The organism is Microbacterium sp. C448, assembly GCF_000582705.2.
GTDB classification, from domain to species: Bacteria; Actinomycetota; Actinomycetes; order Actinomycetales; family Microbacteriaceae; genus Microbacterium; species Microbacterium lacus_A.
Genome location: NZ_HG779730.1, coordinates 1 through 9988 on the forward strand (window position 1 = coordinate 1; position 9988 = coordinate 9988).

12 protein-coding genes are annotated in these 9988 nt (G+C 68.5%); 8 read left to right on the forward strand and 4 right to left on the reverse strand.

The annotated features are described in order from the left end of the window. From MIC448_RS11325 to MIC448_RS11340, 4 genes are all read left to right on the forward strand, one after another. Window positions 1-415: CBS domain-containing protein (locus MIC448_RS11325; protein WP_036299672.1), on the forward strand; the 415-nt coding region annotated here is incomplete at its 5' end. After that, window positions 415-969: a DUF1003 domain-containing protein gene (locus MIC448_RS11330; RefSeq protein WP_036299673.1), complete on the forward strand. Its 555-nt coding sequence runs from the start codon at window positions 415-417 to the stop codon at window positions 967-969. The genes MIC448_RS11325 and MIC448_RS11330, both read left to right, overlap by 1 nt. Next, the gene (locus MIC448_RS11335; protein WP_036299675.1) at window positions 959-2185 is read left to right on the forward strand and encodes an Mrp/NBP35 family ATP-binding protein; all 1227 of its coding nucleotides are present in this window, start codon (window positions 959-961) and stop codon (window positions 2183-2185) included. The genes MIC448_RS11330 and MIC448_RS11335 overlap by 11 nt, the downstream gene beginning before the upstream one ends. 53 nt (window positions 2186-2238) lie before the next feature. Next, a complete protein-coding gene (locus MIC448_RS11340; protein ID WP_036299677.1) occupies window positions 2239-3786 on the forward strand; it encodes a carboxylesterase/lipase family protein in 1548 nt (515 codons plus the stop codon). A gap of 117 nt (window positions 3787-3903) precedes the next feature. On the opposite strand, the gene MIC448_RS11345 is transcribed toward MIC448_RS11340, so the two are convergent. Then, entirely contained in the window at window positions 3904-4335 is a 432-nt protein-coding gene (locus MIC448_RS11345; protein WP_036299679.1) for a twin-arginine translocase TatA/TatE family subunit, read from the reverse strand. Window positions 4336-4397: 62 nt separating this feature from the next. Here MIC448_RS11345 and MIC448_RS11350 point away from each other — a divergent pair, with 62 nt between their 5' ends. Next, window positions 4398-5042, forward strand: a complete 645-nt coding sequence (locus tag MIC448_RS11350; RefSeq protein WP_370651683.1) for an O-methyltransferase — start codon at window positions 4398-4400, stop codon at window positions 5040-5042. Window positions 5043-5109: 67 nt separating this feature from the next. On the opposite strand, the gene MIC448_RS11355 is transcribed toward MIC448_RS11350, so the two are convergent. The 3 genes from MIC448_RS11355 to dapE form a co-directional block, all read right to left on the reverse strand. Further along, window positions 5110-5280 carry a DUF3117 domain-containing protein gene (locus MIC448_RS11355; protein WP_081766366.1) on the reverse strand — a complete coding sequence of 57 codons (171 nt, stop codon included), beginning with the start codon at window positions 5278-5280 and terminating at the stop codon, window positions 5110-5112. A gap of 76 nt (window positions 5281-5356) precedes the next feature. Continuing rightward, complete coding sequence (locus MIC448_RS11360; protein ID WP_036299684.1) at window positions 5357-6604, reverse strand: membrane protein; 1248 nt, start codon at window positions 6602-6604, stop codon at window positions 5357-5359. Continuing rightward, a complete protein-coding gene (gene dapE / locus MIC448_RS11365; protein ID WP_036299687.1) occupies window positions 6589-7662 on the reverse strand; it encodes a succinyl-diaminopimelate desuccinylase in 1074 nt (357 codons plus the stop codon). The genes MIC448_RS11360 and dapE overlap by 16 nt, the downstream gene beginning before the upstream one ends. Window positions 7663-7726: 64 nt before the next feature. Here dapE and dapD point away from each other — a divergent pair, with 64 nt between their 5' ends. The 3 genes from dapD to MIC448_RS11380 all read left to right on the forward strand — a co-directional run bounded on the left by dapD (window position 7727) and on the right by MIC448_RS11380 (window position 9974). Next, window positions 7727-8683 (forward strand): 2,3,4,5-tetrahydropyridine-2,6-dicarboxylate N-succinyltransferase, encoded by a 957-nt coding sequence (gene dapD / locus MIC448_RS11370; protein WP_036299699.1) that lies wholly within the window; start codon window positions 7727-7729, stop codon window positions 8681-8683. Between the two features lie 68 nt (window positions 8684-8751). Further along, window positions 8752-9558: a polyphosphate kinase 2 gene (gene ppk2, locus MIC448_RS11375; protein WP_373457232.1), complete on the forward strand. Its 807-nt coding sequence runs from the start codon at window positions 8752-8754 to the stop codon at window positions 9556-9558. A gap of 101 nt (window positions 9559-9659) precedes the next feature. Beyond that, window positions 9660-9974, forward strand: coding sequence for a GIY-YIG nuclease family protein (locus MIC448_RS11380; RefSeq protein ID WP_036299693.1), 315 nt, complete (start codon window positions 9660-9662; stop codon window positions 9972-9974). Window positions 9975-9988: the final 14 nt, after the last annotated feature.

Genomic DNA, 9988 nt, shown 5'->3' on the forward strand with positions numbered 1-9988 from the left:
CGACGCGACGGTCGCCGAGGCGCTCGCGCTCATCCGCCGGCACGAGCTGCACCCCGCCCTCGCGGCCGCCGTTTTCGTCACCCTCCCGCCCTACGAAACCCCGACGGGCCGCCTGCTGGGTGTGGTGCACTTCCAGCGGATGCTGCGCTATCCCCCGCACGAGCGCCTCGGCGCCATCATCGACGACTCGGTCGAGCCCGTGCACGCCACCGCCTCGGCGGCCGAGGTCGCGCGGCTGCTCGCGAGCTACAACCTCGTCTCGCTGCCCGTCGTCGACACCGCCCACCGCCTCGTGGGTGCGGTCAGCGTCGACGATGTGCTCGATTACCTGCTGCCCGATGACTGGCGCTCGCATGATGCGGATGCTTCAGCATCCGGTCCCGCGAGTCGTGCCGCCGGATCGAGGCGACGCTGATGGCGCGGACGTCGCGCCGGGTCACGCTGGACGCGCCACGCGGGCGCGCCGGCGTGCTCTCGCGCACACCGCAGCCCTCGCGTGACCGGTTCGGCCGCTTCACCGAGTGGATCGCCCGCAAGATGGGCACGCCGTGGTTCCTGCTCGGCCTGAGCGCCTTCTGCGCCCTCTGGATCATCTGGAACACGATGTTCCCCTCGTACTGGCGTTTCGACTCGGCGGCGAACGGCTTCACGGCGCTGACGCTCGTCCTGTCCCTCCAGGCCTCGTATGCCGCTCCCCTCATCCTGCTCGCGCAGAACCGCCAGGACGACCGCGACCGCGTCCAGATCGAGCAGGACCGGCAGCGCGCCGAGCGAAACCTCGCCGACACCGAGTACCTCGCCCGCGAGATCGTTGCTCTTCGTCTCGCGCTCACGGATGTCAGCAGCGAGGTCGTCACGAAGGACGTGCTCCGTCATGAACTCCGCAACGAGCTGAAGACCCTGCTCGAAGGTCTTGAGGCCCGCAGCGAGACGTCCGATGCGGACACCGCGGCACCCGATGAGCGCTGACAACAACGACCCCGGATTCGGGCTCGGAGTCGATCAGAAGCTGACAGACGCCGTGCGAGCTGCGGTGGGGGCGGTGACCGACCCCGAGTTGCGTCAGCCGATCGGCGACCTCGACATGCTGCGCGAGATCGCTGTCACGGATGGAATCGCGGATGTCGGGATCGCCCTGACGATCGTCGGATGCCCCGCCGCGAGCCGGATCGAATCCGACGTGCGCCGCGCGGCCGCATCCGTCCCGGGTGTCCTCGATGTGCACGTGGACGTCGGCGTCATGACCCCGGCGGAACGCGCCGCCCTGACGGAGCGCCTCCGGGCAGGTCGCCCCCGTGGCATCCCGTTCACGGCCGAATCCCTCACGCGCGTGATCGCCGTCACGAGCGGCAAGGGCGGGGTCGGCAAGTCCACCGTCACCGCGAACCTCGCCGTGGCTCTCGCCGTGCGGGGACTCCGTGTGGGTCTCATCGATGCCGATGTGCACGGCTTCTCGATCCCGGGCCTGCTGGGCTTGGTCGATGCCGAGGGCCGGACGGTCCGCCCCACCCGCATCGACGACCTGATCCTGCCGCCGGTGGCCTACGGGGTGAAGACCGTGTCGATCGGCATGTTCCTGCGCGAAGGCGACGAGGGCGCGGCCGTTGCGTGGCGCGGACCCATGTTGCACCGCACCGTGCAACAGTTCCTGACCGACGTGCACTTCGGCGACCTCGACATCCTGCTGCTCGATATGCCACCCGGCACGGGCGATATCGCGATCTCTGTCGGCCAGCTGCTCCCCCACGCCGAGGTCGTGGTCGTCACGACTCCCCAGGCCGCGGCATCCGATGTCGCGATTCGCAGCGCCCTCGTCGCGCGCCAGACGGGGCAGCGCGTCATCGGGGTCATCGAGAACATGGCCGCGTACACGCTGCCCGATGGCACCGTGCTCGACCTCTTCGGTTCGGGAGGGGGTGCGCAGGTCGCGGCGGCGCTGTCCGCATCGCAGGCAGCGGATGCATCCGGTGACGTCCCTCTGCTCGCCTCCATCCCCCTCAGCCCGGCCCTGCGCACAGCGGGCGACGCGGGCACCCCCCTCACGGCGACACTGAATGAGACGGGCGACGAGACGGATGCCGCGGCGGATGATCCCGCTCGGCGCGCCCTCATCGACCTGGCCGCTCGGCTCGCGGGGGTTCCCCGCGGTCTGGCCGGGCGCCCCCTCACCGTGACTCCGCACTGATCTCGAAGGCCCCGCTGGTCTCGAAGACTCCGCACTGATCTCAAAGGAGAGCCATGGCATCCGACACGACCCTGACAGTGACCACGACGCGTGGACCGGTGCGGGGCGACACCGACGGCACCGTTCGGTCATGGAAGGGCATTCGCTACGCCGCGCCGCCGATCGGTCCGCTGCGCTGGCGCGCGCCGCAGCCCCCGGAGCCCTGGTCGGACGTGGCCGATGCCACGCGGTTCGGCCCCATCCCCGTGCAGACAGCCTCGCCCGCCATCCGGCTGCCCGAGGACGCCGTGCAGAGCGAGGACTGCCTGACCCTGAACGTATGGGCCGCCGAGAACGTCTCGGCAGCGGAACCGCGACCGGTCATGGTGTGGGTGCACGGCGGCGCGTACATGTTCGGGGCGACAGCGCAGCCGATCTACGACGGCAGGTCGCTCGCCGCGAGTGGCGAGATCGTCCTCGTCACCGTCGGGTACCGCGTGGGTGCGCTCGGCTTCGCCGATCTCTCCCGCTTTTCGACCGAGTCCGAGACGTTCGAGACGAACCTCGCGCTGCGCGACATCCTGTTCAGCCTGGAGTGGGTGCGCGAGAACATCGCGGCGTTCGGCGGTGACCCGGGTCAGGTGACGCTCTTCGGCGAATCCGCCGGCGGTGGCATCGTGACGACCCTCATGACCTCTCCCGCGGCCGAGGGACTGTTTCATCGAGCCATCGCCGAGAGTTCCCCCGCGACGTCGGTGTACGGGCAGGATCGCGCCGAGCGCATGGCGCGCGAGCTGCTCCAGACCGTGGAAGCCGACCCCTCGGATGCCTCGTCCTTCCGCGACATCCCAGCTGACCGGCTCGCCGCGGCCGCAATGACCGTCTATGCGGCCACGCCCCTCGACGAACCCGGCACCCTGGCTTTCACACCCGTTGTCGACGGCGATCTGGTGCCGGAGCATCCGGTCGACGTCTTCGCACGCGGCGGCGCCCTGCCCGTGCCGCTGCTGATCGGCACCAACCGCGACGAGACCTCGCTGTTCACGATGATGAAGTCGCCGCTCATGCCGGTCTCGCGCGAAGCGATCGAAGAGATGTCGGCCGACCTGCGAGCCGACCGGCCCGATCTCGACATCCCCGCCGACGCCGAGATCCTCTCCGCCTATGCGGGTCTGCGGTTGAAGAAGCAGGGCCCGGCGATCTCGCGGGATCTCGGATTCCGGATGCCGACCCTCTGGCTCGTCGAAGGCCACGCCGCCGTCGCACCGACATACCTGTACCGCTTCGACTGGGCGACCCCCATGCTGCGGCTGCTCGGTATCGGCGCGACCCACGCGACCGAGCTGCCGTACCTGTGGGGCAACATGCAGGGCGGCAAGAAAGACATCACGTTCCGACTCGGCGGGATGCGCACGGGCCACCAGCTCTCGCAGCGCTTCCAGCAGCGCTGGATCGGGTTCGCCGTGAGCGGCTCACCCCAGGCGGAGAGTGCCGCCGTGTGGGCGCCCTATACGACCACCGACCGCGCCACGCTCGTGATCGACCGCGTCGATCGGGTCGTGCCGGACCTCGACGGAGAGCTGCGCGCAGCCTGGGGCGACGAGGTGCTCTCTTTCACCTGAACTCGCCCACGAGCCTGTTCGCGGAGTTCCGCGCGAGCGTCGGAGATCTCGGCAGCGTCGGAGGAATCTGCCCCGATCGATCCGACGCTCAATCGATCTCCGACGGCCAGCGAGCGGTCAGGTGGCTTCTGAGTCGTATGGGGTCGCGTTCGGCGCGGAGGCGACGGATGCGGGGGCCGCGGCGGTATCGGAGGCCCCGGCCAGCGCCGCAACGCCGGCGCCAGCCGCTCCCGCGCCACCGAGCGCGGCGGTCGCCGGTCGGGGTGCGCCCGGGCTGACCGGCTTGATCGGCGCTTCGTCGAGAAGCGCCTCGCGGATGATGCGCCGCGGATCGTACTGACGGGGATCGAGCCGGCGCCAGTCGACGTCGTCGAAGTCCTCGCCCATCTCGTCGCGCACCCTCGTCTTCGCCCCGCGGAGAAACTCGCGCAGGCGTCCGAGCAGCTTCGCCAAGCCCTCGGCATACCGGGGCAGCCGCTCGGGCCCGACCAACAGGGCGGCGATGACACCGATCAGCAGAAGCTTCTCGATCGTCAACCCGAAGAACATGACTACAGGTTACTCGCCGCGCCTGCGGTCAGAGTCCGCAACTGCCGCGTAATCTAGGGAAAATGGACAAGCGCGTGAGCGGACAGCAGGCCAGCTGGCGATACGCGACGGAGCAGGTCACCGAGCCCGATCCGATCGCGAAGGCTCGCGCGCACTCGCTCGAGTTGGGCATCGTCCCCATCGATCCCGCGATCGGTGCACAGTGCGCTGTGCTCGCCGCCGCGTCGGACGCCCTCAACCTGGTCGAGATCGGCACGGGGGCCGGGGTGTCGGGCATGTGGTTGCTCCGTGGCAGCGCCCGAGGCATCCTGACGACGATCGACGCCGAACCCGAGCACCTTGCCGCAGCGCGCAAGGCGTTCGCAGACGCAGGCATCCCGCCCGCACGCGCACGCTTCATCACCGGTCGTGCAGCCGATGTCCTGCCGCGCATGAACGAGTCGGCATACGACATCGTCCTCATCGACGCGGACCCTGAGCACATCCTGGAGTACGTGGCCCACGGTCTGCGCCTCGTGCGCGTCGGTGGCACGGTGCTCATCCCCCGCGCCCTGCAGAACGGGCGGGTCGCGGACCCCGTCCAGCGCGACCCGATCACGACGGCCTTCCGCTCACTGATCCAAGAGACGCAGGGATCGCAAGCGGTCATGCCCGCCCTGTCGATCGTCGGCGACGGGCTCCTGCAGCTCACCAAGATCACGGAGTAGATCACGGAGTAGCGCCGGGGACGCAGAAAGGCCGGTCCCGTGAACGGAACCGGCCAGACGACGAACTCTATGCGGAGACAACTCCGGAGAGCACGTCGTGAAGCTCCTTGGCTTCGGCGTCGTTGACCGAGACCACGAGACGCCCCCCACCTTCGAGCGGCACCCGCACGATAATCAGGCGCCCCTCCTTCACAGCCTCCATCGGTCCGTCGCCGGTCCTCGGCTTCATGGCTGCCATAGCGGCCCCTTTCGTCGCGAAATCTAGCTCAGTCCAGTTTATCCTGCCCACCGACATAAATCGGCCGAGCGGTATATCAGGGCACCTGCCAGTACATGTTTGCCAGTCCATACATGTTCCATATCCACCACCACTGCCCCACGAGGCACACGGCGAGCGCCCCGATCCGCCAGATCATCGACCGCGGGGCAGCGACCGCACCCCAGAGCGGCGAGAGCGGGAACAGCAACCGGAAGATGCTCGACTGCGGAAAGAACACCGCGAAGAGATACACGAGATAGCTCGCCGCCCACAGTCGCACCTCGACGCCGAGACGCCGCACGTGCGGTTCGAACAAAAGCAGCGCGGCCGCACCGAGCATCAGCGCGACCGCCGCGACGATCCCGATTCCCGCAGGCGCACCCCACGACTGCAACCAGAACTCGGCACCCGCGAACCAGCCGTGGAACGGGATGAACACTCCCCCGTCGGCGACCCAGTTGCGGCGCCAGGCCAGCTCCGTCGCGAGATATCCGCCCAGATCCCCCGTCACGATCCCGACGACGATCTGCCATGCGAATCCTGTCGCCACCGCGAGGGCCCCGAGCGCGAGGATGTGGGCGATCTCGATCCGGTGGAGCGGCTCGCGGTCGCGCCGGAACCACCGCCAGAGACCGAACAGCCCGAGGAAGAGCGCGAACGCGAGCACCCCCGGTCGGGTGAAGGCCATGAGCGGAATCAGCGCGTAGAGCCATCCGTAGCGCCGTCGCTGCAAGCACCAGATCGATACGAGCAGCCACAGCAGGAACAGCGACTCGGCATACGCAACCTGGAACAGGGCCGCCAGGGGCGCCGACGCGAACAGGCCCACCGACCACAGCGCGGCGGTGTCGCCGATGCGCCCGCGCGTCATCTGGAACAGCACCAGGCAGCAGCCGAAGCCCGCCGCGATCGCGACGAGGAACCCACCCGCGCCCCAGTAGCCGAAGGGGATGCCGATGACGTTTGAGAGGAAGGCGTAGATCGGCATGAAGGCCCAGGCGTTCTCGGCCACCGCGCCCGTGTCCGTCAGCGGGAGTTGCGTCGGATAACCGCTGACGGCGATCAGCCAGTACCACTGGGCATCCCAGCCGATGATGAAGGATCCGAGCCCCGGGTTGACTCCGAAGCGTGAATCCGGGCCCGACATCGCAGACGCGAGCAACATCAGCCCCGTCGTGACCAGCCGCGCGGCCAGGTAGATCAACGCGATCCACAGCACCATCCAAGGCCCTCGGGCCGGGCGTATCAGCAGCGCGTCCTCGTCGGGGCCGGGAGCCTCGGCGCCGCTCACGCCGTCAGCCACGCCCGCAAACCGCGCGCCACGGCCTCGATCTGGGAGACCGGAACCCGCTCTTCGTCGTGATGCGCGAGGTGCGGGTCTCCGGGGCCGTAGTTGACCGCGGGTACTCCCAGCGCGGAGAAGCGTGCGACATCCGTCCACCCGTACTTCGGTCGCGGTTCGGCGCCGACCGCCGCGACGAACTCGCGGGCCAGCGGGGCATCCAGTCCCGGGCGCGCGCCCGGCGCGAGATCGACGATCTCGACCTCGAAACCCTCGAACACGTCGCGGACGTGCTGTTCTGCCGCGAGTTCGGAACGGTTGGGCGCGAACCGGAAGTTCACCTCGACCTCGCAGAGATCGGGGATCACGTTGCCGGCGATGCCGCCCGAGATCGATACGGCGTTGAGCCCCTCGCGGTAGTCGAGGCCCTCGACGGTGACCGTCTGCGCCCGATAGCGAGCGAGTCGCTCGAGGATCGGGGCTGCCTTGTGGATCGCGTTCTCGCCGATCCAGGAGCGTGCCGAGTGCGCACGCACGCCGTGCGTCCGGACGATGGCTCGAAGCGTCCCATTGCATCCGCCCTCGACCTCGCCGCCCGAGGGCTCACCGAGGATCGCGAAGTCGGCCTGGAAGAGATCGGGGCGGACGCGCGAAAGCCGATTGAGCCCGTTGAGGCTCGAATCCACCTCCTCGTGGTCGTACCACATCCACGTGATGTCGACCCGAGGTTCGACCAGCTCGGCGGCGAGCACGAGTTGCACCGCCACCCCGGCCTTCATATCGACCGTGCCGCGGCCCCAGATGCACTCCTCGCCATCCACGACCACATCGCGCGTCGGCAGGTTGTCGTTGATCGGCACCGTGTCGATGTGTCCCGCGATCACAACCCGCTGGTCGCGACCGAGCATGGTGCGCGCCACGATCGTGTCACCGTCGCGGAACACCTCGAGATGCGGGAGCGTCGACACCGCGGCCTCGATCGCATCCGCGAGGGGGGTCTCATCCCCCGAGACGCTCGGAATGTCACAGAGCACCCGGGTGAGCTCGACGGGTGACACGGACAGGTCGAGCTGCGGCATCCCCCGAGTGTACCGGCGCGATCGTGGCCAACCCGGGCCCGCGCGGTTCGGTAGCGTGGGTGGCATGAGTAGCGAGCGGTGGGTGTGGGGCGAGGGACTGGCGACGATCTCGAGCGACGGGACGGTGCTCGACACCTGGTACCCGAATCCGCAACTCGGCCGTGTGCCGCTCGGACGCGACGCGGCGATCGCGGACGACAACGTCGACCGCCTGGCCGCTCCCGATGACCGCCGCGGGGTCACGGTCGAGGCCGTCACGGTCGAGATCGACCTCGACGCACCTCCCGCATCGACCTCCGACGCGTACCTGCGCCTGCACGTACTCTCGCACCTGTTGGCCACCCCGAACGAGGTCAACCTCGACGGCATCTTCGGGCACCTGCCCGTGGTGGCGTGGACGAACGCAGGCCCGATGCATCCCGACGATGCCACTCGCCTGCGTCCCCTGCTGCTGCGTGACGGCATCCAGGTGGGCTCGCTCGATAAGTTCCCGCGTCTGACCGACTACGTCACTCCCGTCGGCGTGCGGATCGCGGATGCCTCGCGCGTGCGTCTGGGCGCCTACCTCTCCCCCGGCACGACGGTCATGCACGAGGGGTTCGTCAACTTCAACGCCGGAACCCTCGGCTCCTCGATGATCGAGGGTCGCGTGTCACAGGGCGTCGTCATCGGCGACGGCAGCGACATCGGCGGAGGCGCGTCGATCATGGGCACGCTCTCGGGCGGCGGGACGCATCGCATCTCGATCGGCGCGCGCACCCTGCTCGGGGCGAATGCCGGTGTCGGCATCTCGCTCGGTGACGACTGCGTCGTCGAGGCGGGGCTCTATGTGACCGCCGGGACGAAGGTCGCGCTCGTCGACGCCGCGCCGACGGCCGATGGCACGGTGCCGGTCGTCAAGGCCGCCGAGCTCTCGGGCAGCGACGGCATCCTGTTCCGGCGCAACTCCGTATCGGGCGCTGTCGAGGCCGTCCGCCGCGCGGGAGTCGGCGTGACACTCAACGAGGCTCTCCACGCCTGAGCCCGGTGCGGACGCTCCCTGAGCCTGTCGAAGGGCGCGCCCGAAGCGCCCTCGCGTAGGGTGGCGCCATGAGTAAGCGGATGCCGAAGGCCCTGTACAAGAGCGAGTTGAAGGCCCTGCAGGCGCGCCTCGTCGACATGCAGGCGTGGGTGCAGGCGACCGGTGCGCGCATCGTCGTCATCTTCGAGGGGCGTGATGCGGCGGGCAAGGGGTCGACGATCAAACGAGTCTCCGAGTACCTCAATCCGCGTGTCACGCGCATCGTGGCTTTGCCCACGCCAACCGAGCGCGAGAAGTCGACCTGGTACTTCCAGCGCTACGTCGCGCATCTGCCCGCGGCGGGCGAGATCGTCCTGATGGATCGGTCCTGGTACAACCGCGCGGGTGTCGAACACGTGATGGGTTACTGCACGAACGCCGAATACCACCGGTTCCTGCACCAAGCACCGATTTTCGAGCGGATGCTGGTGGAGGACGGGATCATCCTGCTCAAGTACTGGTTCTCGGTGTCGGATATCGAACAGGAGCGCCGGTTCCACGACCGCGCCCGTGATCCGATGCGCCGGTGGAAGCTGAGCCCGAACGATGTCTCATCGATCACCAAGTGGGAGGACTACTCCCGGGCCAAGGACACGATGTTCGTCCACACCGACATCCCGGAGTCGCCCTGGTTCGAGGTCGACAACGAAGACAAGCGGCGCGGGCGCGTCAACATGATGGCGCATCTGCTTTCGCAGATCCCGTCCGAGCCCGTCTCACGCGAAGACATCGTGATTCCCGAGCGTCCGGCGTCGGGCGGTTACGAGCGACCGCCGCGGGACGATGACAACGCTGTGCCGGACTACGCGGCCGAGGTCATCGCCCGCGAGGGCTGATCCTCGCCCCACGCTCCCTGAGCCTGTCGAAGGGAGCAGCCAGACGCCTACGGGTGTGGAGAAGTTCCGACCGCCACCGTCGACAGCGCGCACACTGAGTCATGCCCTTCGTGTATATCCTGCGGTGCGCAGACGGCAGCTTTTACACGGGCAGCACCGCGCGCGATATAGAGCAAAGGGTGTGGGAACACAATCACGATGACCGAGGTGCCGCGTACACGCGTCGCCGTCGTCCCGTCACGCTCGCATGGGGTGCTTTTGACGAATCGATTGAGCGCGTCTTCGCCTGGGAGAAGCAGATACAGGGGTGGAGCCGAGCGAAGAAGATGGCGCTGATCGATGGACGGATGTCCGAACTTCCCGGACTCTCCCGCTCCACGGGCGCCACGTCTCGACGCGAACCTCACGCTCCCTGAGCCTGTCGAAGGGA

Excerpts from the sequence above, each read along its gene's own strand:
- MIC448_RS11345 (WP_036299679.1), bottom strand. The coding sequence starts at position 4,335 with ATGTTCTTCGGGTTGACGATCGAGAAGCTTCTGCTGATCGGTGTCATC.
- MIC448_RS11350 (WP_370651683.1), top strand. The coding sequence starts at position 4,398 with ATGGACAAGCGCGTGAGCGGACAGCAGGCCAGCTGGCGATACGCGACG.
- MIC448_RS11335 (WP_036299675.1), top strand. The coding sequence starts at position 959 with ATGAGCGCTGACAACAACGACCCCGGATTCGGGCTCGGAGTCGATCAG.
- MIC448_RS11380 (WP_036299693.1), top strand. The coding sequence starts at position 9,660 with ATGCCCTTCGTGTATATCCTGCGGTGCGCAGACGGCAGCTTTTACACG.
- dapD (WP_036299699.1), top strand. The coding sequence starts at position 7,727 with ATGAGTAGCGAGCGGTGGGTGTGGGGCGAGGGACTGGCGACGATCTCG.
- MIC448_RS11340 (WP_036299677.1), top strand. The coding sequence starts at position 2,239 with ATGGCATCCGACACGACCCTGACAGTGACCACGACGCGTGGACCGGTG.
- ppk2 (WP_373457232.1), top strand. The coding sequence starts at position 8,752 with ATGAGTAAGCGGATGCCGAAGGCCCTGTACAAGAGCGAGTTGAAGGCC.
- MIC448_RS11330 (WP_036299673.1), top strand. The coding sequence starts at position 415 with ATGGCGCGGACGTCGCGCCGGGTCACGCTGGACGCGCCACGCGGGCGC.
- dapE (WP_036299687.1), bottom strand. The coding sequence starts at position 7,662 with ATGCCGCAGCTCGACCTGTCCGTGTCACCCGTCGAGCTCACCCGGGTG.
- MIC448_RS11355 (WP_081766366.1), bottom strand. The coding sequence starts at position 5,280 with ATGGCAGCCATGAAGCCGAGGACCGGCGACGGACCGATGGAGGCTGTG.